At 69.7% G+C, this 24,775-nt stretch carries 15 protein-coding genes; 12 read left to right on the forward strand and 3 right to left on the reverse strand.

Features of this window, described 5'->3' with window-relative positions; genetic code table 11:
• From AB0J39_RS25115 to AB0J39_RS25130, 4 genes are all read left to right on the forward strand, one after another.
• Nucleotides 1-940, forward strand: a 940-nt coding sequence (locus AB0J39_RS25115) for a sugar ABC transporter permease (RefSeq protein ID WP_363468748.1), incomplete at its 5' end; no start/stop codon positions are given.
• Nucleotides 940-1,767, forward strand: a complete 828-nt coding sequence (locus AB0J39_RS25120) for a carbohydrate ABC transporter permease (protein ID WP_363468750.1) — start codon at nt 940-942, stop codon at nt 1,765-1,767. The genes AB0J39_RS25115 and AB0J39_RS25120, both read left to right, overlap by 1 nt.
• A gap of 1 nt (nt 1,768) precedes the next feature.
• The gene (locus tag AB0J39_RS25125; RefSeq protein WP_363468752.1) at nt 1,769-2,995 is read left to right on the forward strand and encodes a mandelate racemase/muconate lactonizing enzyme family protein; all 1,227 of its coding nucleotides are present in this window, start codon (nt 1,769-1,771) and stop codon (nt 2,993-2,995) included.
• 39 nt (nt 2,996-3,034) lie between these two features.
• Complete coding sequence (locus AB0J39_RS25130) at nt 3,035-5,998, forward strand: NEW3 domain-containing protein (RefSeq protein WP_363468754.1); 2,964 nt, start codon at nt 3,035-3,037, stop codon at nt 5,996-5,998.
• A gap of 146 nt (nt 5,999-6,144) precedes the next feature.
• Here the strand turns inward: AB0J39_RS25130 and AB0J39_RS25135 are convergent, their stop codons facing one another.
• Together AB0J39_RS25135 and AB0J39_RS25140 are read right to left on the reverse strand one after the other, a co-directional pair.
• Nucleotides 6,145-7,689: an arabinofuranosidase catalytic domain-containing protein gene (locus AB0J39_RS25135; RefSeq protein WP_363468756.1), complete on the reverse strand. Its 1,545-nt coding sequence runs from the start codon at nt 7,687-7,689 to the stop codon at nt 6,145-6,147.
• 390 nt (nt 7,690-8,079) lie between these two features.
• Nucleotides 8,080-8,820 (reverse strand): FadR/GntR family transcriptional regulator, encoded by a 741-nt coding sequence (locus AB0J39_RS25140; RefSeq protein WP_169985068.1) that lies wholly within the window; start codon nt 8,818-8,820, stop codon nt 8,080-8,082.
• Nucleotides 8,821-9,346: 526 nt separating this feature from the next.
• On the opposite strand from AB0J39_RS25140, the gene AB0J39_RS25145 reads away from it, so the two are divergent.
• The 4 genes from AB0J39_RS25145 (at nt 9,347) to AB0J39_RS25160 (ending at nt 18,296) form a co-directional block, all read left to right on the forward strand.
• A complete protein-coding gene (locus AB0J39_RS25145; protein ID WP_363468758.1) occupies nt 9,347-11,779 on the forward strand; it encodes an RICIN domain-containing protein in 2,433 nt (810 codons plus the stop codon).
• Nucleotides 11,780-11,962: 183 nt separating this feature from the next.
• Nucleotides 11,963-13,390, forward strand: coding sequence for an RICIN domain-containing protein (locus tag AB0J39_RS25150; RefSeq protein ID WP_363468759.1), 1,428 nt, complete (start codon nt 11,963-11,965; stop codon nt 13,388-13,390).
• Nucleotides 13,391-13,501: 111 nt separating this feature from the next.
• On the forward strand, nt 13,502-16,366 hold the full coding sequence (locus AB0J39_RS25155; protein WP_363468761.1) for a lectin: 2,865 nt from the start codon (nt 13,502-13,504) through the stop codon (nt 16,364-16,366).
• Between the two features lie 118 nt (nt 16,367-16,484).
• Entirely contained in the window at nt 16,485-18,296 is a 1,812-nt protein-coding gene (locus AB0J39_RS25160; RefSeq protein WP_363468763.1) for a ThuA domain-containing protein, read from the forward strand.
• 141 nt (nt 18,297-18,437) lie between these two features.
• Here the strand turns inward: AB0J39_RS25160 and AB0J39_RS25165 are convergent, their stop codons facing one another.
• Entirely contained in the window at nt 18,438-19,451 is a 1,014-nt protein-coding gene (locus AB0J39_RS25165; protein WP_363468765.1) for a LacI family DNA-binding transcriptional regulator, read from the reverse strand.
• Nucleotides 19,452-19,622: 171 nt separating this feature from the next.
• On the opposite strand from AB0J39_RS25165, the gene AB0J39_RS25170 reads away from it, so the two are divergent.
• The 4 genes from AB0J39_RS25170 to AB0J39_RS25185 all read left to right on the forward strand — a co-directional run bounded on the left by AB0J39_RS25170 (nt 19,623) and on the right by AB0J39_RS25185 (nt 24,645).
• Nucleotides 19,623-20,918 carry an extracellular solute-binding protein gene (locus tag AB0J39_RS25170; protein WP_363468767.1) on the forward strand — a complete coding sequence of 432 codons (1,296 nt, stop codon included), beginning with the start codon at nt 19,623-19,625 and terminating at the stop codon, nt 20,916-20,918.
• Between the two features lie 93 nt (nt 20,919-21,011).
• The gene (locus AB0J39_RS25175) at nt 21,012-21,998 is read left to right on the forward strand and encodes a sugar ABC transporter permease (protein ID WP_363468768.1); all 987 of its coding nucleotides are present in this window, start codon (nt 21,012-21,014) and stop codon (nt 21,996-21,998) included.
• Between the two features lie 62 nt (nt 21,999-22,060).
• Nucleotides 22,061-22,879 (forward strand): carbohydrate ABC transporter permease, encoded by an 819-nt coding sequence (locus tag AB0J39_RS25180; protein WP_363468770.1) that lies wholly within the window; start codon nt 22,061-22,063, stop codon nt 22,877-22,879.
• Between the two features lie 20 nt (nt 22,880-22,899).
• Nucleotides 22,900-24,645, forward strand: coding sequence for a trehalase family glycosidase (locus tag AB0J39_RS25185; protein WP_363468772.1), 1,746 nt, complete (start codon nt 22,900-22,902; stop codon nt 24,643-24,645).
• Nucleotides 24,646-24,775: the final 130 nt, after the last annotated feature.

The raw sequence follows: 24,775 nt of genomic DNA on the forward strand, positions 1-24,775 counted from the left end.
GGCCGGCTCCGCCCGGCCCGGCGCGGCGACGACGGAGCGGCGCGGGCGGCGCGGGAACGCCCGTACGCCCACACGCGGGGCGCTCGCCGAGCGCCTCGCGCCCTACGTCCTGGTGGCCCCGGCCGTACTGATCATCGTGGTGCTGCGGCTGTGGCCGCTCGTCCTGGGCGTCAACTTCTCCTTCACCGGTGACGGCGAGCTCAACGGGACCCCCGTCGGCCTGGGCAACTACCTGGAGCTGGCCGCCGACCCGTTGTTCCGCACCGCGCTGAGCAACGTCGGGCTGCTGGTGCTGCTGCTTCCCGTGGCGGTGGCGATTCCGGGCCTGCTCGCGACCTTCATCTATCTGCGCGTGCCGGGCCATCGGGTCTACCGCAGCGTCTACTTCTTCCCGGCCGTGCTCTCGCCGGTGATCGTCGGCGCGATCTTCAACCTCATGCTGGGCTACGACGGCCCGGTGAACGCCGCTCTCGGGGCGATCGGCGCCGGTCCGGTCGACTGGCTCGGGGATCCGGACGTCGCGATGTTCACCGTCGTCGCCGTCCACGTATGGGCGACGTTCGGGATGGCCCTGGTGGTGTTCCTCGCCGGGTTCAGCACCCTGGACGCCTCGCTGCTGGACGCCGCCCGGGTGGACGGCGCGTCGCTCGGCCGCGTCATCTGGCACGTGATCATCCCGAGCCTGACGCGCACCATCCAGTTCGTCTTCGTGACCACGATGATCGGGATGCTGACGTCCATGTTCGGCCTGCTCTTCGTCATGACCAGCGGGGGCCCGGAGGGGTCGACCTACCTGCCGGAGTACTACATCTGGCACGAGCAGGGGCAGATGAACCGGCCGGCGCTCGCCTCGGCCGCGTCGACGGTTCTCTTCGTCGTCATGCTCGTGGTGGGGCTCCTGCAGATCAGCCTGCTCCGCCGCGCGGGAAGGCAGGACTGATGCCCGGCATGCGCCTGGTCAGGTGGGCGGCCGCCGTTCCGATGGCCGCTCTCGCACTGGCGACGATCTATCCTCTCGTGTTCACCGCCAACGTCGCGATGAAGACCCGCCGCGACTACGTCCTCGACCGGTTCTCCCCGGCGGCCTCCCCGCGCTTGGACAACATCGCCGAGGCGTGGGCCGGCGCCGGGATGGCGCGGTACTTCGCCAACTCGTTCGTCGTGGTGACCCTGTCGGTGCTTCTTCTGCTGCTGCTGGGGTCGATGGCCGGTTTCGCGCTGAGCCGGCTGCGGTTCCGCGGCTCGACCGTCATCTTCCTGGGCTGTCTCGCGGGGCTGTTCGTCCCCTTCCAGGTGATCATGGTGCCGCTGACCAGGGTCATGGCGGACAGCGGGCTCGTCGACACCTATCCGGGACTGATCCTGGCCTACGTCGCGCAGTTCCTCCCGTTCACCGTCTTCCTGATGACGAGCCACTACAGGACCATCCCGGCGGAGATCGTCGACGCGGCCAGGATCGACGGGAACACGGTGTACGGGGTGTACCGGCGGATCATGCTCCCGCTGGGCGTTCCCGCGCTGCTGTCCGTAGGCATCCTCAACACCCTGTTCTGCTGGAACGACGTGCTCATCTCCCTGCTGATGATGCCGTCGCCGGAGCATCGCACCCTCATGATCGGGGTCAACTCGCTGCGCGGGCAGTACTCGGACGACATCCCCACCTTCGCCTCGGGAGTCCTGATCGCCGCGGTACCCGTACTGATGATCTATCTGTTTCTGCAGCGGCGGATCGCCGACGGCGTCACCGCAGGTTCCACGAAGGGCTGACATGAGGATCACGGGGTATCGGACCACGACGACGGTCTCGGAATGGGGCCGTCCCGTCGGAGACGCCAACGGCGTCTTCGCCGACGGGGTCGTCTCGGTGCCGATCGTCTTGGTGGACACCGACGAGGGGATCACCGGCGTCGGCCTCGGGCCGCACGTGAACATCGACGCGGTGTTCGCCGCCATCGAGGGTGAGGATCCGCGCAGTGTCACCGCGCTCTACGACCGGATGCTGCGGCAGACCTTCAAGGCGGGGCACGCGGGCGCCGTGTTCGGCACGATCGGCGCACTCGACACCGCCCTGTGGGACATCAAGGCGCAGGCGGCCGGCGAGCCGCTCTGGCGTCTGCTGGGCGGACGCGACAGGCGGGTTCCCGCCTACGCCTCGGGCCTGGACATCGGCCTGACCGACGACGAACTCGTCTCGGCCTACCAGGTCTACGCCCAGCACGGCCTGCGCGCCGCCAAGATCAAGGGTGGCCTCGACATCGAGCGCGACCGGCACCGCCTGACCCTGGTGCGGGATGTCCTGACCGATGCAGGGCACGGTTCGCGGCCGGGTCTGATGCTCGACGTGAACGAGGCCTGGACGCGCAAGCAGGCGGTCCGGCACGTCTGCGAGCTCGAGCGCACCCTGGATCTCACCTGGATCGAAGAGCCGGTCCGGCGGTGGGACGCCGAAGGGCTGGCCGCCGTCGGCCGTGGCGTCCGCGCCTCCGTCGCCACGGGGGAGAACCTCACCGGGCTCGAGCAGTTCCGCCCGCTGCTGGCCGCGGGGGCGGTCGACATCGTCCAGACGGCCGCCGTCTGGGGGGTGTCCCACTTCCTCCGGGTGGCCGCCCTGGCGCACGCCCACGACCTGCCGGTCAGCCCGATCGGCAACACGCCGGTCGGGCTGCTGCACGCCGCGACGTCGGTGCCCAACCACATGGCCAGCGAGTTGCAGGACCTGCATCCGCCGATCGGCGTGTCACTCGATCTGTACGTCGAGGACGGCGCGTTCATCCTCGGTGACTCGCCGGGGCTGGGCATCACGATCGACGAGCACGCGATGAAGGGGGCCGCCGGCCGTCCGGACACCAGCGCCGCGAAGGGCCCCGGCGTCCGGCCGGAGCAGGCCGGGCGACGGCTGCTTTCCGTGGCCGACCACGGTCACCCCGCACAGCCACACCAGCTCACCCCTCGCACGCGGCCGAACGACGAGGTGTCTCACACCGTCCGGCGCTGACCGTCCCCGCGCACGCAGTGCCGGAAGAAAGGAAGAAACATGCGTCCGTCACCTGTGCCGCGAAGACGACCACAAGGAAGAACGACGGCCGCGGCGTCCGCCGCCGTACTCATCACCGCCGGAATGTTCGCCGGCCCGGGCGCCGCCCGGGCGGAAGCGGCCGGGGCCGCCGACAGAATCGTGGTGGCGCCCGCCGGAGCCAAGAACGCCGACGACAACGGCCCGGGCAACAGGGGCCGGCCGCTGGCCACCCTCGGGGAGGCACAACGACGGGCCCGTGTCGCGGCGGCCGAGGGGAAGCGCGACGTCACGGTCGAACTCCTGGACGGGACCTACAGGCTGACCTCGCCGCTGCGTTTCGACGCCGCCGACTCCGGCCGGAACGGGCACACCGTCACCTGGACGGCCGCGCGCGGGGCCACGCCCGTGCTGAGCGGTGCCACGCCCGTCACCGGCTGGGAGGTCGACGACGCCGCCACCGGTGTCTACAAGGCCCATGTCGGCACCGGGTTCGACACCCGCCAGCTTTACGTGGACGGGAAACCCGCGCAGCGCGCACGGATCAGCGTGGCACGGTCCGACATCACCCTGACTCCCACCGGCTTCACCATCAGGAACCCGGATCTCGCCTATCTGGCCACGCTTCCCGACCAGAAGCGCATCGACTTCCAGGCGATGCTCTCGTTCACCAACCGGTTCGCGCCGGTGGAGAGCATCTCCGGTTCCACCGTCGTCATGCAGCAGCCGGCCTGGGACAACAACACCTACGGGTACGACGCCATCCAGGCTCCGTTCCGGACGCCGAAGTTCTTCCTGCTCAATTCCAGGAAATTCCTGGATGAGCCCGGCGAGTGGTATCTGGATACCACCGCTGGAACGCTGTACTACAAACCGCTCCCCGGGCAGGACATCTCGCAGGTGCGGGCCGAGCTGCCCCGGCTGGAGTCGCTGGTCCAGGTCGGCGGCACCTACGACGAACCGGCCCGCAACCTCCGGTTCGAGGGCCTGACCTTCACCGGCACCACCTGGCTGCACCCCGGCACCTCCGACGGCTACGCGAACCAGCAGACCGGCGCCTTCATAAGCGGCGTCCAGCCCCATCGGCCGCCGGACGCGTTCACCTCGTGCTCCTCCGGCTGCAAGGGATTCGAGGCGACCCGTAACAACTGGGCGCAGGCGGCCGCGGCGGTGCAGGTGTCGGCCGCGGAGGACATCGCCTTCGTGGACAGTACCTTCGTGAACCTCGGTTCCGTCGGGCTCGGCATCGGCAACGACGCCAACGCCCACGCCACCGGCGTGGGACTCGGCGCGCACAGGGTGTCGGTCCTGGGGAGCACGTTCACCGCGAGCGCCGGAGGCGGCATCGTGGTCGGCGGCATACGCCCGGACGCGCACCACCCGTCCGATCCCCGCATGGTCAACAGCGACATCCTGCTGCGTGACAACCGCGTCTACGCGACCGCCCTCGAATACCTGGACCAGGACGGGATCTTCGCCAGCTACGTCACCCGGCTGGCCATCGAGCACAACTACGTCTCCGACATGCCGTACACCGGCATCGGCATCGGTTACGGCTGGGGTGCCAACGACCCGGGCGGCAGCCCGGAGTACATCAACCGCGGGCTGTACGACTTCCAGCCGCTCTACGACACGCCGACGACTCTCAGCGACGTCCGCGTGGTGGGCAACCACGTGCGCAAGGTCGTGCAGACCATGTTCGACGCCGGCTGCATCTACACGCTGTCGGCGATACCCCGCAGCACGATCGACGAGAACTACTGCGAGAGCAGCGGACAGCTCGGTCTGTACTTCGACGAGGGTTCCCGGTATCTGAGCGCGAGCCACAACGTGTTCGTCGGCACCGCCGCGCAGTGGGCGCACGCCAACAACCAGAACGGCAACCACACCGGTGACCTCACGCTGATCGGCAACTTCTCCACCAACCCCGCGATCACCGGCCTGGTGAACGGCCAGCGCGGGAACGTCGTCAGGGACAACGTGACCATCAGCGCCGGCAACATTCCCGCCGAGGCCGCCCGGATCGTCTACGAGGCGGGTCCCACCGGGAAGTACCGCGGTGAACCCGACCCGCAGCGCCCCCCGCTCGGTGTCTCTCTGACGGCCGACCCGGCCGGTGTGAGCGCCGGTGGTTCGGCCACCGTCACCGCCACGATCGCGAACGTGAGTGACGGCCGGGCCGCCGGCCTGGCCGTCTCGATCACCGTTCCCGAGGGCTGGCAGGCCGAACGCGTCGGCAAGCCGGTGAAGCGCGGGCTGGCCGCCGGCGCCTCGGCCACCGAGATGTGGAAGATCACCGCACCCGGCTCGTTCACGACACCGGTCAGCCGCGCGGCGGTCAAGGCGTCGGTGAGCTTCAGCGCCGGCAAGACCGGCTACACGGTGGACAGATCGCTGACCCTGACCGCGATCAACCCGCTGACCTCCCTGAAGGCCCACGGCTCGGTGCCGAGCCGGTTCGCGGAGGCCGGATCCGAGTACGCCATCCTCACCGAGGGAACCGACATCTGGCAGGACGCCGCCGGGTCCTTCGACGAGTACGGCGTCGTCTACCGGGACGACGCGGCCGGGAGCACGTCGACCGTGACCGCGCGGGTCACCCAGATGGACAACACCAACGCCTGGGCCAAGGCGGGGGTCGTGCTCCGCAACGACGTCACCGGCACGGGCTCGTCGCCCGGGTACGCCGTCATGGTTGTCACGCCGGGCAACGGGGTCGCCTTCCAGTGGGACTCCGACGGCAACGGCTACCTCGACTCGTTCAGCGGGGTCTCGGGAATCAGGGCGCCCGCCTGGGTCCGCCTCGTCCGCTCCGGCGACCAGGTGAGCGGCTACTACTCCACCAACGGCACCGCCTGGACCAAGGTCGGCCCGACCGCGACCCTGCCCGGCATCGCCGACAGGCAGGACGCGGGACTGATCGCCACGTCCCACGCCGCGGGCGTGACGGGTCAGTTCGGCTTCGCCGACTTCGGCGTGAGCTGATCCGGGCACATCCGAGCCCGGACCATGACCGGGGGCCGGCCGCGGTGGCGGCCGGCCCTTGGTCATCGGCCGTGTTCCGGGACTGTCCTACTTCCACCCGAGTGGCCGGCGTCCGGGTTCGGTGAGGCTCCTGTCCCGGGAGCGGGTCAGCGGTAGCCGGCGGCCACGATCTCCGCCTGGACGGCGTTCTCGGTGGCGTCGGAGGGATAGCCCGCGACCATGGCGCCTTCGTAGAAGGTGCCCGCGCTGAGGTTGGCGCCGCCGTCGGGCTTGCAGCAGTCGCCGCCGCTTCCCAGGATGATGGCCCCCTGCTTCTTCATCGGGCTGTAGCCGTTGGGGAGCGGGCCGTCGTACAGGGTGTACAGACCGCCGGACTGCGCGTTGCTGCCCTTGATGGCGAACCGGGTCGTGCCGTTGTTCTTCAGCGTGGCGGTGACGAACTTGCTGGTGAAGGCGCGCTGGTTGGGGTTCCAGGATTGGCTGCCGCCGGGGTAGAGGCCCCATTCGAGGTCGGCCTGGACCCAGGGGCCGCTTCCGGAGCAGCCGCCGAACCAGCACTGCTTGCTGAAGTTGATGGCGTCCATGGCTCCGGCGGCGTCGGCCTTGCGGGTGGTCTCGCTGTTGCCGTAGTCGAAGCAGCAGCCGCTGTTGACGTGGGTGCCGCTGGTCACCATGTACATGCCCTCGGGCGCGCTGCCCGTGGGCACGCCGGTCAGGTGCCCGTCCCGCCAGTAGCTGTTGCCGGGGTTGATGTAGAGGGAGTAGGCCTTGTTGCCGCCGACGGTGAGCGACTCGGTGGTCGCGGTGGCGGGCCTGCTCTGGGGGGAGCCGGGGACCACGCTGGAGCCCTGGTACCACAGGTCGTTGCCCCGCCCGGACTGGTCGTACACGACCGTGATGACACATGTGGTGCCGGCGCAGAAGGAGTCCTGCGCCGCCGCGTTGGCGACGCCGCCCGCGGTCAGGACGGCGATGTTCCGGGTCGTGTTGTCGGACGAGCGCCTGACCTGGTACAGGTTGCCGGTGTAGGAGCCGTAGAGCGCCCGCGTCGTGCTGTGCGCGGCCACACACGGCGTGCCGCCCGAGGCGTAGATGTCGCACGCGCGCGCGCCGGGCGGCGGCGGGCTCGGTGACGAGGTCGGTGACGAGGTCGGTGACTGGCTGGGCTGGGTCCCGGTGGTCCACTGCTGGTTGGTGCCGCCGTGGCAGGTCCAGATGTGCACCTTGCTGCCGTTGGCCGTGCCGTAGTTGGACACGTCCAGGCACTTGTTCGCGCCGACCGCGGTGATGCTGCCGTCGGAGTTCAGGCGCCACTTCTGGTTGTTCTGGCCGTTGCAGTCCCAGATGATGACCGCGGTGCCATCCGCGCTGCCGCCACCGTAGACGTCCAGGCACTTGTTGCCGTACACGCGCAGCTCACCGGCGCTGGTCGTGGTCCACTGCTGGTTGGCCTGCCCGTTGCAGTCCCAGATGTTCACCTGCGCGCCGTTGGCCTGCGACGCGCCGTTGACGTCCAGGCACCGACCCGACCCCACGCCGACCAGCGGCGTGGTCGCCGCGGCGGCAGGCGACGACCATGTCAGGGCGGTGGCCAGGAGGGTCGCCGGCGCCGCGACGACGGACACGACGACGGCCGCCCGGGAGCGCCGCCCACGCGTCGCGCGGCCCGGGGAAACGGATGGAGGTCGCATTGTCGTACTCCTTGGGGTGAAGCGTCATGGGACGGGTTCGCTCGGGAAGGGGCGCGCAGGGGAGGGGCGCGGCCGACCGCTCTTCAGGACCGGCGTGAACGGCAGAGAAGTCGCTCGAAGCCGGTCACCACAGGAAGGGCGAATCGATTCGATAGCAAGCGAGCCCACTGGAGACGGGGAAGACGGCGGTGCTCGGTGAAGCACATACGACGGGCGGAGTTCCTGTCAAGGCTCTGTGTCATCGGATGCCTGCCGGAAGCCTCTCCGGTCCGGACGCCCTGCGTTTACGGTCGGCGTGCTCGATGAAACTTTCATCCGCCCGGCGCGCGGTTCACGTCCCGGCCGCGCCGCTGCCGTCCGAACCGGTTCTGGTGCCTCGCGGCCCGGCCGTCACCGGTCGGAGGAGAAGAGGCGCTGCTGGATCTCCCTGCGGTAGTCGTCGAGAGTGTTGTCGATGTGCGTGGCGGCGGCCTGGGCGGCCGCTTCCGGGTCGCCGGCGCGGATGGCCTGCGAGATGGCGTCGTGCTCCTCGACGGCCTTGGCGGCGTGCCCGCCCACCGAGCCTCGCAGCCCGATGAGGCTCGACTGGGCCTGCAGGCGCCGCGCCTCCCGCACCGCGATCTGAAGGAACATGTTGTGGGAGGCGGTGGCGATGGCGGTGTGGAAGGTGTCGTCGCCCTCGTTGAACAGGTCCTCGCGTCCGGTCTCGAAGCCGTGCCGGCACATGCCGGCCGCCTCCTCGATGGCCCGCAGCTCGGCAGGGGTGGCGCGCCGGGCGGCCAGCCGGCTGGTCTCCATCTCCTGCGTCCGGCGGAACTCGAACAGCATGTAGACGTGGTCCAGGTCGGTCGGGAGGAAGAAGGCCGCCCGGCGCCCGGTGCCGAGCATCCCCTCGTCGTCGGCCACGTAGAGGCCGCGCCCCTTCTGGGCGCGCACCCGTCCGAGCGCGGAGAGTATCTTCACCGCCTCGCGGACGACGGTGCGGCTGGTGCCCAGCTCCCGGGCCAGGTCGTTCTCGGTCGGCATGCGGTCCCCCGGACGCAGGCCCAGCCGGACGATCAACTCAAGCACCTGCTCCGCGGCCACCTCGTAGCCCGGCCGGTATCCGCTCTCACGGGGGGTGTCGGTCACCGTGCTCCCTCCTCGCCGTTCCCTGCAGAGTATGACTGATCGGAGTTGTCTTTCCGTGGGGCACGTACGTCCGATCAGTACGACACATATGAACGATTCATTTGGGATGGTCGGCACCGGCGAATACGCCGGCGGACGTAACCACAGGTGAACGAGGTGAAAAGGATAACTGTGGCCCGGGCGCCGATGTGCGCAGGGTGAAATAAGTGGGCTTAAGGTCTTGACGGGCATCAGCGCTCCGATCGTAATTGGTAGCGAGATCCCGGTGGGAGAGCTCGTTCCGGAATCTCCGCGGCTGGATCACATGGGCGGGGTGTGGAGGCGCTGCGCGGCCCTCCGAACCCCGGCCGGCCACGTCGACGTCCACAGCCCCGCTTCACCAGGCGTCCCCTCGTGGTGCCGCCGGTGAGGCAGCCGGCCGCCGTCGTACCCCTCACCGTTCGGCGACGGTCTCCACCTCGGGAGGGAGCGACCTGCCTGAGGAGGGCGTGACCTGACCACCCCCCTACCCCCCAAAGGAACCACCGTGCAGTCACCTCCACCCGTCACGGCGCCGAGACCGGTCCTCGCCGGCATCGTCGCCGCGGCGCTGGCCGCGGCGTTCGCCCTCGTCGCCCCGGCCACCCCGGCCCTCGCGGCCACCACGACCCTTTACGCGTCTCCCTCCGGCACCGGCACCGCCTGCACCTCCGCCCAGCCCTGCTCGCTGCCGGCGGCACAGACGGCGGTGCGGTCGCAGAACAGCGCCATGTCCGGTGACATCGTCGTCGAGCTCGCCGACGGCGTGTACCGGCAGACCTCCCCGCTGAGGTTCACCGCCGCCGACTCCGGCAACAATGGCTACACCGTCAAGTGGCAGGCCGCGCAGGGCGCCCGCCCGGTGATCAGCGGAGCCCGGGCGGTCACCGGGTGGTCGCTGGCCGACTCCGGGAAGAACATCTGGCGCGCCAACGTCGGCACGGGGATCGACACCCGGCAGCTGTACGTCAACGGCGCCCTCGCCACGCGCGCCCGCACCCAGGTGAACCGGAACGACTTCACCGCGACCACCACCGGGATGAGGTTCGGCAGCAGCGCGCTGAGCTACCTGAACAATCTCGCCAACCAGAACCGGGTCGAGATGGAGAGCGTGGGCTCGTTCACCGACCGGTACGTGACGGTGCAGAGCATCAGCGGCAACTTCATCACGATGCAGCAGCCCGGCTGGAACAACAACACCTTCGGGTACGACACCTTCAGCCAGCCGCACCGGGCGGGCGCGCTGTACCTGGAGAACGCGTACGAGTTCCTGGACTCCCCGGGTGAGTGGTACATCAACCCCGGGACCGGCGTCCTGTACTACATCCCGGCGTCGGGGCAGAACATCAACAACGTCGCCGTCGAGCTGCCGGTGCTGCAGTCGCTGGTCGACGTCGGGGGCACCTACGACTCGCCCGCGCACCACATCACCTTCAGCGGCATCACGTTCACCGGCACGACGTGGCTCGGCCCCAGCAGCAACCAGGGCTTCGTGGACCAGCAGACCGGCGCCTACATCGCGGGCAACTACAACTGGCCCGGCGACCGGCTGACCTCCTGCCAGGAGGGCTGCCAGGCGTTCGAGTCCACGCGGCCGAACTGGTACCAGATGCCCGCCGCGGTCCAGGTCTCCGCCGCCAACAACATCACGTTCACCGACTCGCAGTTCGTCAACCTGGGCCAGACGGCCATCGGCATCGGCAACGACGCCAACGCGCACGCCAGCGGTGTGGGCCTGGGCGCGAGCGACATCACGGTCACCCGGTCCGAGATCGCCCGCAACTCGGCCGGCGGCGTCGTGGCCGGCGGGGTGGGCGCCGACGCGCACCACCCCAGCGACCAGCGGATGGTCAACCGGAACATCACGGTCAGCAACAACCGGATCCACGACCTCGGCCTGGACTACCGGGGCATCGTCTCGGTCCTGACCACCTACGTCACCACATCGAACGTCTCGCACAACGAGGTCTACAACCTGCCGTACACCGGCATGTCGATCGGCTACGGCTGGGGCGCCAACGAGCCCGGCGGCAACAACAGCTACACCAACCGCGGGCTGTACAACTACCAGCCGCGGTACACCACCGCCACCACCGCGTCCGGCAACAAGCTCGTCGGCAACTACGTGCACGACGTCATGCAGCAGATGACGGACGGCGGGTGCATCTACACGCTGTCCTGGAACCCCGGCGCCGTGATCAGCGACAACTACTGCCTGCGGACCAACGGCTGGTTCGGCGTCTACTTCGACGAGGGCTCGAAGTACTACACCGTCAGGAACAACGTCCTGTCGAACACCGGCACCTGGGCCACGGCCAACTACTGGGGCGGTGAGAACATGGGCAACTTCACCGTCACCGGCAACTGGTCGACCAACAGCAGCACCAACATCACGAACGGCGACCGCGGCAACGTCGTCAACAACAACGTCGTCGTCTCCAACAACAACTGGCCGTCCGGCGCGCAGGCCGTGATGGCGGCCGCCGGGCCCCAGAGCGGCGGCACGTCGTCGCCGTCGCCGTCACCGACCGCCTCTCCCACCGGCGGCACGGGCGGCACGAGCGCGCTCAGGGGCGTGGGGTCGGGTCGTTGCCTGGACGTGAACGGCGCGTCGCAGAGCAACGGCGCGACGGTGCTGATCTGGGACTGCAACGGCCAGAACAACCAGAAGTGGACCTCCACCAGCGCGGGCGAGTTGCGGGTGTACGGCAACAAGTGCCTGGACGTGAACGGCGCGGGCACGGCCGACGGCACCAGCGTGCTCATCTGGGACTGCAACGGCCAGAACAACCAGAAGTGGCGGCTGAACTCCGACGGCACGATCACCGCGGTCGGGGCGAACAAGTGCCTGGACGTGTCCGGGAACGGCACCGCCAACGGCACCAAGGTGCAGATCTGGTCGTGCACCGGCCAGAACAACCAGAAGTGGACCCGCATCTGACACAAGGCTGCGCCGGGGCGACCCCTCGCCCCGGCGGAGCACGGTGCGGCCGCCGCCGGATCGGCGGATCCGGCGGCACGCCGCGCCCTTCCGGTTCCGGGCACCTGTAGAGCCGCTCTCGTCCGCGCCGGCCGCCTCGGCCGCACCCCTCGAACGCGAGTCCCCCATCCCGCAGGAGCAGTAGTGTCCTCACCGCAAGTCCCGGAGCCGGCCTCCCGCAGGGCGCTCCCCGAGTACGACATCGGACCGCGGCGCTTCGGAGCCGCCGTCCTCGCCGGGATCGTGGCCGTTCTCCTGGCGATGGCCGGCGCGGCGGGATGGCCGTCCGCCGCGTCCGCCGCCGACAACCCCTACCAGCGGGGGCCCGCGCCCACCGCGGCGAGCATCGCCGCGGACCGCGGTCCCTTCGCCACCGCCCAGGTGACCGTTCCCAGGGGCAACGGATTCGGCGGCGGGGTCATCTACTACCCGACCGACACCAGCCAGGGCACCTTCGGCGCGATCGCGATCGCCCCCGGCTTCGGCACCGCCTGGAGCTACTACGCCTGGCAGGGCCCGAGGCTCGCCTCGTTCGGGTTCGTCGTGATCGGGATCGAGACCAACACCCTCAACGACTACGCCGACGCCCGGGCCGCGCAGTTGCTCGCCGCGCTGGACTACCTGGTCAACAGCAGTTCCGTACGGGACCGGGTCGACCGCAACCGGCTGGCGGTGGGCGGCCACTCGATGGGCGGCGGCGGGGCCATCCTCGCGGCCAACCAGCGGCCCTCGCTGCTGACCGCGGTCGGGCAGGCGCCGTATGTGCCCGACGGCAGCCTGTCGGGCATCAAGAGCCCGACGATCGTCTTCGCCGGCCAGACCGACGGAACGGTGACCCCGCAGTACGCCCAGAACGCGTACAACACGATTCCCGGCAGCGTCGAGCGCGCGTACGTCGAGATCGCGAACGAGGGCCACGGCTTCCCCGCCGGTGGCGGCGGCGGCAACTCGGGCGCCTTCGCGCGCACCATGATGATCTGGCTGAAGCTGTTCGTCGACAGGGACACCCGCTATGCGCCGTTCCTGTGCCCGTCGCTGACCAACGCGAACGGCATCTCCAAGTACATGGCCAGCTGCCCGCTCGACCCGCCCGGCGGCGGTCCGACGGCCAGTCCGACCTCGACCCCGACCTCCACACCCACCTCGACGCCCACCTCGACCCCGACGGGCACTCCGCCCGCAGGAGGCACGAGCGCGCTCAGGGGCGTGGGGTCGGGTCGTTGCCTGGACGTGAACGGCGCCTCGCAGAGCAACGGCGCGACGGTGCTGATCTGGGACTGCAACGGCCAGAACAACCAGAAGTGGACCTCCACCAGCGCCAGTGAGCTGCGGGTCTACGGCAACAAGTGCCTGGACGTCAACGGCGGCGGCACCGCCGACGGCAGCGCGGTGATCATCTGGGACTGCAACGGCCAGAACAACCAGAAGTGGCGCTTCAACTCCGACGGCAGCATCACCGCGGTCGGGGCGAACAAGTGTCTCGACGTGTCCGGGAACGGCACCGCCAACGGCACCAGGGTCCAGATCTGGTCCTGCACCGGCGGCGCCAACCAGAAGTGGACCCGCGTCTGACCACCAACCGAACCGGAGGCGGCACCCCTCCCCGAACCTCGTCCACCGGCAACAGCGCGGCGGCGCGCGTCTTTGCCCGACTGCATCTCATGTCAGGAAGGAATCTCTCTTATGTCCCGACGTCCGTGGCCGGTGATGCTGGCCACGCTGGCGCTGCTGGCTCCTGTGCCGATGGCGCTGAATGTGCCGGCGGCGAACGCGTTGACGATCCCGGCCTCCGACTACCAGCAGATCGCGCTGGCGACCGGTGGCGGGGAACTGGGTGAGGCGATGTCGCTGGCGGTGTTGCCGAACCGATCGGTGCTGCACACCGCCCGTGACGGCACGCTGCGGATCACCGACGTCAACGGCACCACGAAGGTCGCCGCCAAGCTGAACGTCTACACCCATGACGAGGAGGGGTTGCAGGGGGTCGCGGTCGACCCGAACTTCGCGACCAACCGCTACGTCTGGCTGTACTACTCGCCGCGGCTGAGCACCCCGAACGGGGACGCCCCCTCCAGTGGGTCGCAGTCGCAGTTCGACCAGTGGAAGGGGCATTTGAACCTGTCCCGGTTCACGCTCAAGTCCGACGACACGCTGGATTTGAGCAGTGAGAAGGTCGTGCTGGAGGTGCCGAACGACCGGGGCATGTGCTGCCACGTGGGCGGTGACATCGACTTCGACGCGGCCGGGAACCTCTACCTGACCACGGGCGACGACAGCAACCCGTTCGAGTCGGCGGGGTATTCGCCGCTGGACGAGCGCACGGACCGCAATCCGCAGTACGACGTGCAGCGCACCGCGGCCAACACCAACGACCTGCGGGGCAAGCTGCTGCGGATCAAGCCGCAGCCGGACGGGTCGTACACGATCCCGAGCGGGAACCTGTTCGCGCCGGGCACGGCCAAGACCCGGCCGGAGATCTACGCGATGGGGTTGCGCAACCCGTTCCGGATGAGTGTGGACAAGGCCACCGGGGTGGTCTACCTGGGCGACTACGGGCCGGACGCGGGGTCGTCCAACTCCAACCGCGGGCCGCAGGGGCAGGTGGAGTTCAACCGGATCACCAGCGCCGGGAACTACGGGTGGCCGTACTGCACCGGGTCCAACAGCACGAACGAGACCTACAACGAGTGGAACTTCGCCACCAACAGCACCGGCCCCAAGTACAACTGCTCGGGCGGGCCGACCAACAACTCCTTCCGTAACACCGGGCTGACCACGTTGCCGGCGGCCAGGCCGGCCTGGATCCGGTACGGAGGGGACGCGGGTTCGCCGCCGGAGTTCGGCGGGGGGTCCGAGTCGCCGATGGGCGGGCCGGTCTACCGGTACGACCCGAACCTGAACTCTGCGGTGAAGTTCCCCCAGACGCTGGACGGGCGGTTCTTCGCCGGGGAGTACGGCCGCAAGTGGATCAAGGCGATCGAGGTCCGCTCCGACGGCGGGTACGGCGAGATCAGCGCGTTCCCCTGGTCGGGGACGCAGGTGATGGACATGGCCTTCGGCCCCGACGGGGCGTTGTACGTCCTGGACTACGGCACCGGGTCCAACAACCAGGCGCTGTACCGGGTCGAGTACATCGGCAAGGCCAACCGCAACCCGATCGCCAAAGCCAGCGCGGACAAGACCTCCGGCGCGGCGCCGCTGACGGTGAACTTCTCCTCCGCGGGCAGCTCCGACCCCGAGGGCGGCACACTGTCGTACTCGTGGAACTTCGGCGACGGGACCACCTCCACGTCGGCCAACCCGGCCAAGACCTACACCACCAACGGCACCTACACCGCGACGCTCACCGTCCGTGACCCGCAGGGGCTGACCGGCACGGCGAGTGTGACCGTGAACGTGGGCAACACCGCGCCGTCGGTGGCGTTCACCTCGCCGGTGGAGGGGCAGTTGTTCTCCTTCGGCGACACGGTGCCCTTCCAGGTCAACGTGTCCGACCCGGAGGACGGGACGATCGACTGCTCGGCGGTGACGGTCACCTACTTCCTGGGGCACGACAGCCACGCCCACCAGATCACCTCCAAGTCGGGGTGTTCGGGGTCGATCGCGGTGCCGGTCGACGGTGAGCACGACTCGGCGGCCAACATCTACGGGGTGCTGCAGGCGTCCTACACCGACAAGGGCGGCCTGACCACCACCGTCGTCCGGACGCTGCAGCCGCGGCACCGCCAGGCCGAGCACTTCGGCGCGCAGCAGGGCCTGCAGACGGCCGACCACACCACCGCCGAGGGTGGCAAGACCGTCGGCTACAGCGACGACGGCGACTGGATCTCCTTCACCCCCTACAACCTCGCCAACGCCACGCGCATCACCGCGCGAGTGTCGTCCGGCGGCGTGGGCGGCCGGCTGGAGGTGCGGGCGGGCTCGGCGACCGGCACGCTGCTGGGCACGGTGACCGTCGCGGCCACCGGCGGCTGGGAGACCTTCACCGACGTCTCGGCGAACCTCAGCGGAGCGCCGGCGGGGACGACCACGCTGTATCTGGTGTTCCGCGGGGCGACCGGGCAGGGATACCTGTTCGACCTGGACGCCTTCACCCTCGACACCGGCACCTCCAGCTCTCCGTCTCCGTCGCCGTCGGCCTCGCCCACTCCTCCCGCGGGGAGCACGACCTCGATCAAGGGCGTGCCGTCGAACCGATGCCTGGACGTCAACGGCGCCTCCCAGACCAACGGCGCGACGGTGCTGATCTGGGACTGCAACGGCCAGAACAACCAGAAGTGGACCTCCACCAGCGCCAGTGAGCTGCGGGTCTACGGCAACAAGTGCCTCGACGTCAACGGCGGAGGCACGGCGGACGGCACCGCGGTGATCATCTGGGACTGCAACGGCCAGAACAACCAGAAGTGGCGCTTCAACTCCGACGGCACGATCACCGCGGTCGGGGCCAACAAGTGCCTGGACGTGGCGAGCAGCGGCACGGCCAACGGCACCAAGGTGCAGATCTGGTCGTGCACCGGCGGCAACAACCAGAAGTGGACACGCGTCTGACGCCGTCCCGCAGACCACTCCCCACCATCCGACCGACCACCTGATGCGACGCCCGGCACGGCCCCGCCCTCGACGACGAGACGGGGACCGCGCCGGGCACCGCGACGAAAGGACATCCATGCTGCGACATCTGACCCCCGCCGCCCCCGGGCGCGGCGCGGGGAGCGACCGGAAGACATCGGTGCTGCGACGCCTGTCGGCTACCGCGGTGGCGTTCACCACCGCCGCCGCCGCGATGGTGGTCCCCGCCACGCACGCCCAGGCCGCCGCCTTCAAGGTGCTGGTGTTCTCCAAGACGGCCGCGTTCCGGCACGACTCCATTCCCGCCGGCATCCAGGCCATCCGCGAACTCGGCGCCGCCAACGACTTCGCCGTGGACGCCACGGAGGACGCGAACGCGTTCACGTCGGGCAACCTCGCGCAGTACAAGGCCGTGGTGTTCCTCAGCACCACCGGCGACGTGCTGAACGCCACCCAGCAGACCGCCTTCCAGTCGTACGTGGACGGCGGAGGCGGTTACGTGGGCGTGCACTCGGCGTCCGACACCGAGTACGACTGGCCCTACTACGGTCAGCTGATGGGCGCCTGGTTCAAAGACCACCCGGCGATCCAGCAGGCCACCCTCAAGCAGGAGGACCGCGCGCACGGCGCCACCGCCCACCTCGGGCAGACCTGGACGCGCACCGACGAGTGGTACAACTACCGCACCAACCCGCGCGCCAACGTGCACGTGCTGCAGAGCCTGAACGAGAGCAGCTACAGCGGCGGGAACATGGGCGACCACCCGATCACCTGGTGCCACCCGCAGGCATCCGGCCGGTCGTTCTACACCGGCCTCGGACACACCCAGGAGTCGTACTCCGATTCCAACTTCCGCACCCTGCTGCTCGGCGGCATCCGTTACGCGGCCAAGGCCACGAACGCCGACTGCCGTCCGGAGACCGGCTACACGACCCTGTACAACGGGTCGACCTCCGGCTGGACGCAGGCCGGGCCCGGCTCGTTCACCAACAGCGACGCCACGCTGACCTCCCAGGGCGGCATGGGCATGCTGTGGTACAACGCCAAGGAGTTCGGCTCCTACTCTCTCAAACTCGACTGGCGGATGACCGGCGACTCCAACTCCGGCGTGGTCGTCGGGTTCCCGGCCACCAGCGACCCCCAGACGGCCCTCGACACGGGGTACGAGGTCCAGATCGACGCCACCGACACCGCGGACAAGACGACCGGGGCGATCTACGGCGTCAAGTCGGCCGACCTCGCCGCACGTGACGCGGCGCTGAACCCGCCGGGTCAGTGGAACACCTACGAACTGCTCGTCGAGGGCGAGCGGCTGCAGGTCTTCCTGAACGGCAGCAAGATCAACGACTTCACCAATACAAACCCGGCGCGATCCCTGCAGCAGGGATACATCGGCATCCAGAACCACGGGTCCGGCAACGTGGTGGCCTACCGGAACATCCGCATCAAGGAACTGAGCGGCCCGTCGCAGTCCCCCTCGCCCTCCCCGTCCCCCTCGCCGTCCGCGTCGCCGACCCCGCCCACGACGAGCACGACCGCGCTGCGGGGTGTGGCGTCGGGCCGGTGCCTGGACGTCAACGGCGCCTCCCAGACCAACGGCGCGACGGTGCTGATCTGGGACTGCAACGGCCAGAACAACCAGAAGTGGACCTCCACCAGCGCCAGTGAGCTGCGGGTCTACGGCAACAAGTGCCTCGACGTCAACGGCGGCGGCACGGCCAACGGCAGCGCGGTGATCATCTGGGACTGCAACGGCCAGAACAACCAGAAGTGGCGCTTCAACTCCGACGGCAGCATCACCGCCGTCGGGGCGAACAAGTGCCTGGATGTCAGCGGCACCGCCAACGGCACGAGGGCGCAGATCTATACATGTAACGGCCAGAACAACCAGAAGTGGACCCGGGTATGAGATCACCCGCTCATCCCGAGAGAGCTCACGAGGCTCCGTCAGGCACCTATGTGGCATGGCAGATGTGACATGACGGTGTGACATGACGCCCGGCGCCGCCCCGATCGGCGCGGCGCCGGGCGTCACCTCGTCGATCCCCGGTCAGCGCGGGCGTGCGGGCCCGGTCGTCCCGCGCAGGGAGATGGGCGGGGCCACGAGGGCCCCGCGATGAGCTGCGGCGGGGTCGGCGATCTGCCGGATGAGCAGGTCGACGGCCTGGGCGCCGAGCTCGTCGGCGGGCACGTCGGCGGCGGTGAGCGGCGGATGCAGGTTCTCGGCCCAGTGCCGGCCCGCGACACCGGCGATGGAGAAGTCACGCGGCACGGTCAGGCCCGCGCGCTCGATCGCGCGGTACATGCCGGGCATGGCGGTCTCGTTGATGGTCGCGATGGCGGTGAGATCGGGGTGGTCGGCGAGAAGCCGCCCGACGCAGGACACGCCGGCGCGGGCGTCGTCGGCGCAGCACGTCTGCACGCCCTCCAGACCGCGTTCCGCCACGGCCCGGCTGAAACCGGCCTGAGCCCGGTGGGCCGGGCCGTATCCGGCGGCCATCAGCTCGGTGGAGCGGTTGACCAGGGCGATGCGACGATGACCGAGGTCGGCCAGGTGGTGCACACATTGGGAGATCAGCGTCTCGTAGTCGATGTCCACCCAGGACATCTCGTCGGGACGGCTGGTGCGGCCGATGCCGACGAACGGCAGCCCGGTCTGCCGCAGCCGGGTGACCCGGTCGTCCTCCAGCCGGATCTCCATGAGGATCACGCCGTCGACGCGCCTGCCGCCGACCACCCGCTCGAATGAGCGATCGTGCTCGCCCCCCGAAGGCGACAGCAGGACGTCGAGGTCGGCGCGCGCGGCGGCGTCCACGACGCTGGCGACGAAACCGAGCTGCATCTCGGTGAGGCGCTGGCTGGCCGGGGGGATGACCAGGCCGATCGTGCGGGTCCTGCCCTCCTTGAGCGCCTTGGCGGTGGCGTTGGGACGGTAGCCCAGCTCGTCGATGACCGCCTGGATGCGCCGCCGGGTGTTCTCCGACACCGGGCGCTTGCCACTCAGAGCGTAGGAGACGGTGCTGCGTGACACGCCCGACCGCTTGGCGATCTCCCCGATGTTCATCCCGCTCCTCAACCGCTCGTCCCCGGCTCCACCATCGTAGGTCGAATCGATAGAGCCGACGAACCCCGCCGTATCCGCAGGACCCCATTGACGTACGCGATGAGCGGGCCTATGTTCATGCGAACCGATTCGATAGTACTACCAGCCGCGGAACGCAGCGGAGGTCAGATCATGGGATCAGCGGCAACCGGCCGGCGGGCGGCCGGTCTGGGTCTGGTGGCGCTGGCGGCCGCGGGCGGTCTCCTCGCGTGCTCCTCGTCATCCGGCGGGTCGTCCGGCGGGTCGTCCGGCGGTGCGGCCACGACGGGGGCGAGCGGGGCCGCCGCCGGCGGGACCTACACGATCTGGGACCCCTACCCGCAGCACGACAAGGACTCCGAGTGGGTGAAACTGCTCACCCGGTGCGGCACCCAGGCGGGGGTCACGGTCGAGCGCACCGCCTACGACACCACCGACCTGACGAACAAGACGCTGCTGGCCGCGCAGCAGGGCAACGCGCCGGACGTGCTCGTCGTCGACAACCCGGTGGTCTCCACGCTGGCCGAGGCGGGGGTGCTGACGACGACGGAGGACAGCAGTCTCGACACCTCGGCCGTCGCGCCGAACCTGCTCGCGGCGGGACAGATCGGCGGCAAGACGTACGGCGTGCCGATCGGGGCCAACACGCTGGCCCTTTACTACAACAAGGACGTGCTCAAGAAGGCCGGGGTGGACATCGCCTCGGTGCGGGACTGGGCCTCGCTCACCGCCGCGCTGGAGAAGGTCAAGGCGGCCGGCAAGAAGGGCATCACGTTCTCGGCGATCGGCACCGAGGAGGGCAGCTTCCAGTTCCTGCCCTGGTTCTGGGGGTCCGGCGCGAATCTCACCAAGCTGGACTCGCCCGAGGGCGTCTCGGCGGTGGCGTTGTGGACCGACTGGCTGAAGAAGGGGTACGCCCCCAACTCGGTCATCAACAACACGCAGACCACGAGCTGGCAGGAGTTCGCCTCCGGCGACTTCGCCTTCGCGGAGAACGGGACCTGGCAGCTGGCCGCCGCCGAGAAGGCCGGCTTCGCCTACGGCATCATCCCGATCCCCGCCAAGGACGGCGGGACGGCTCCCGCGCCGACCGGCGGCGAGTTCGTCGGCATCCCCGTGCAGCAGGACACCGGGCGCTACGCCACCTCGCGCACGCTGGTGACCTGCCTGACCGACACCGGCAACTCCCTGACCACGACCACCGCCCTGTCGTACGTCGCGCCGACGGAGCAGGTGCAGGCCAAGCAGGTCGCCGAGAACCCGGGCCTGGCGGTCTGGGTGGAGGCGGTCAAGGCCGCCAAGGGCCGCACCAGCGACGATCTCGGCACCAAGTATCCGAAGATCTCCGAGCCGATGTGGGGCGCGGTGCAGGCGGCGCTGAGCGGGTCGAAGAGTCCGCAGCAGGCGATGACCGACGCGCAGGCCGCGGCCGCGAGCGCCACACAGTAGCAGCGGCGCGTGCGGCGGGGGACAGGTCCGGGGGGCGACGGCGTTCCGGATGCCGTATCCGGCGCCGGACGCCCGCCGGACGAGGGGACAGCATTGGATCACGCGACACACGCATCGGTCGCGCCGCCGCCGGCGGCGGAAGGGGGGCCCGATCGGGCCCGGCCGCGCTCCGGCGGCAGGCGGGCGTCGCTCCGCCGTGCCGCGGCCGGTCAGTGGGCGGCCTGGGCCTTCCTGGCCCCGGTCGTCGTCTACCTGCTGGTGTTCTACGCCTATCCGCTGTACCGCAACGTCGAGCTGAGCCTGCGCGACTACACCGTGCGTTCGTTCGTCCGGGGCGACGCGCCCTTCACCGGAGTGGCCAACTACGCCGAGGTCCTCGGCGACCCGACGTTCGGGCCGGCGTTGTGGCACACGGTGGTGTTCACGCTTGTGTCCCTGCTCTTCCAGTTCGGCATCGGGCTCGCCCTGGCCGTGTTCTTCGTCAGGAACTTCCCGCTGTCGGCCACGTTGCGGGCCCTGTTCCTGGTGCCGTGGCTGCTGCCGCTGATCGTGTCGTCCTCGACGTGGTCGTGGATGCTCAACAGCGAGTCCGGCGTCGTCAACGCGGCGCTCGCCGTCCTCGGTGTCGAGCCCGTCCACTGGCTGACCTCGCCGGACTGGTCGCTGTGGTCGGTGATCATCGCCAATATCTGGATCGGCATCCCCTTCAACCTGGTCGTTCTCTACTCGGGCCTGCAGGCGATCGATCCCGCCGTGTACGAGGCCGCCGAGCTGGACGGCGCGACCGGCTGGCGGCGGTTCTGGTACGTGACGTTCCCGCTGCTGCGGCCGGTCTCGGCGATCACGCTGCTGCTCGGGCTGGTCTACACGCTGAAGGTGTTCGACATCATCTGGATCATGACCAGGGGCGGGCCGAGCGGGTCCTCCACCACGTTCGCCACCTGGTCGTACCGGCTGGGGTTCGGCAACCTGCTGCCGGAGTTCGGCCGCGGCGCGGCCGTCGGCAACCTGCTGATCGTGGCGGCCCTGGTCTTCGGGCTGATTCACATCCGCCTGCAGCGAAGGCAGGCCCTCGCGTGAGCGGGCGGACCCGGCAGGCACGGCGCGCCCCCCGCACGCGGGCGGCCGGGCGGCAGGGCGTCATGAGCGCCACGCGCGGCCGGTGGAGGACCGCGGCCGGGCTGGTGCTGACCGGAGTGATGCTCTTCCCGGTCTACTGGATGGTCAACGTGTCCTTCACCCGCGAACAGGACATGCGCAAAAGCCCGCCCTCCCTGCTCCCCGTGCACGGCACGCTGGACGGCTACCGGTCGGTGCTCGACCAGCAGCTGCCCTATCTGGGGGTCAGCGTGATCGTGGGGCTGGGCACGGTGGCCCTGACGCTGCTGGTCGCGACGCCGGCCGGCTACGCGCTGGGGAAGCTGCGCCCGAAAGGCGGCGGGCTGCTGAGCTTCCTGCTGCTGATCGCGCAGATGATCCCGGGGATCATCATGGCGATGGGGTTCTACGCCGTCTTCCTCAACGTGGGCGTGCTCAACACGATCCCCGGGCTGATCGTGGCGGACTCCACGCTGGCGGTGCCGTTCGCGGTGCTGATCTTCACGGCGTTCATGTCCGGCATCCCCGAGGAGTTGCTGCAGGCGGCCCGGGTCGACGGAGCCGGGGCCCTGCGGACCTTCTGGTCGGTGGTCCTGCCGGTCAGCCGCAACTCGGTCATCACGGTGTCGCTGTTCGCGTTCCTGTGGGCGTGGTCGGACTTCGTCTTCGCCTCCACCCTCGACCAGGGCGGCGCCCACCAGCCCATCACACTCGGCATCTACCACTACATCGGCAACAACAACCAGCAGTGGAACGCCATCATGGCCACCGCCGTGATCGCCTCCATCCCCGCCGCCGTGCTGCTCGTCATCGCCCAGCGTTACGTCGCCGCGGGTGTCACCTCGGGCGCGGTTAAGCACTAGCCAGAAGGGACCCTTCTTTCATGACCGTCGCCGCAGGCCCGGTTTTCTCCCCCAGGGAGATCCCGTTCAGCTTCCGCGGATCGTGGTTCGGCTTCTCCCCGGTGATCGCGGAGAACACCTACGCCCCCGACGTCCATCTGGTGTCGCACCAGACCGGCATGCATCCGATCCTGCGGTTGATCCCCACCACCGGCGGAGCCCGCGCCGAGACCACCCTGTCCGCGACCCCGCACGCGCTCACCTGGACCCGCGACGACGGGCGGATCGACCTCGCCTACGAGACCCCGGACACCGTACGGGTGCGAGGCGAGGGCCTGGGACTTCAACTGGTGGCGGCCGATCCGGTCCTGACGCCGTTCAGCGGCCCCTACTTCTACGCCGATCCCGGCGACGGGTCGTGGGTCTTCACGGTGTACCAGACCGGCCGCCGTTACCGCGTCACCCTTCTCACCGGGAATGCCGGGTCCTGGGGCGAGCAGGCGCTCGGCACCACCGTGCGCGGCGTCCTGCTCCGCGGCGACGAGCCGTGGGAGATCGCCGTCGAAGAGTACGAGACGGCCCGGGCCCCCTACCGGAGCGAGACCGGATTCGAACAGGTGCGCACGGCCGCGCGGGCCGATTTCGAATCGTTCCGGGACGCGGTGGCGCCCTGGCGCAGCGACCGGACGCCCGGTGCGGAGCTGGCCGCCTACGTCCTGTGGTCGGCCACGGTCCGTCCGGCCGGCTTCGTCACCCGCCCCGCGGTGCTGATGTCCAAGCACTGGATGGACAAGGTCTGGAGCTGGGACCACTGCTTCAACGCCATCGCCCTCGCCGATGGGCTGCCGGAGCTCGCCCGGGACCAGTTCCGGCTGGTGTTCGACCACCAGGACGCCGCCGGCGCGCTGCCCGACTCGGTCACGCACTCGGAGGTCCTGTACAACTTCGTCAAGCCGCCCATCCACGGCTGGGCCCTGGCGCGGCTGCGCCCGCTGGAGGACGGCGAGGCCGACGAGGCGTACCGGCTGCTGGAGCGGTGGACCTCCTTCTGGCTGACCCGGCGGCGCGTTCCCGGTCACGAGTTCGCCCACTATCAGCACGGCAACGACAGCGGCTGGGACAACGCCACCACCTTCGACCCGGAGCGCGTCGTCGAGACCGCGGATCTGGCGGCCTTCCTCGTCCTGCAGATGCGGGAGCTCGCCCGCCTCGCCGCCGAGCTCGGCCGCACGGACGCGGCCGCCGGCTGGAGACGGGAAGCCGACCGCATGCGCGAGGCGCTGCTGGCCGAGCTGTGGGACGGCGACCGGTTCGTGGCGCGCAGCGCCCACACCGGACGCACGTGGTCCAGTTCGAGCCTGCTCGACCTGATGCCGATCGTCTTGGGGGAGGAGCTGCCGGAGCCCGTCCGGACGGCGCTGGCCGCCCGCATCGAGACCCACCTGACCGAGTTCGGGCTGGCCACCGAGCTGCCCGGCTCACCCGGCTACCAGGACGACGGCTACTGGCGCGGCCCGATCTGGGCGCCCTCGACCATCCTCATCGAGGACGGCCTGCGCCGCGCCGGATACCCGGACCTGGCGGACGAGATCAGTGCTCGCTTCCGTGTCCTGTGCGAGAAGTCCGGGTTCGCGGAGAACTTCGACGCCCGCAGCGGTGCGGGCCTGCGCGACCGCGCCTACACCTGGACCGCCAGCGCCTACCTCATCCTCGCCGCCGCTCACGAACACCGGCTCACACTCGCCGATCCGCGGGAACCGGACCCGGCGTTGACACGGGGCAGGTGACCGGCAGGTGACGCGGGGGGAGGTGACCGGCAGGTGACGCCCTCGCCGCGCGGGGCGGCCCCCGCGGGGGGGGGGGGTGATAGGGGCACGCGGGGGGGCCCATCGGGTTGGTGGCCCCGTGGGAGGGGCA

Source organism: Microbispora sp. NPDC049633 (assembly GCF_040675265.1).
GTDB classification, from domain to species: Bacteria; Actinomycetota; Actinomycetes; order Streptosporangiales; family Streptosporangiaceae; genus Microbispora; species Microbispora maris.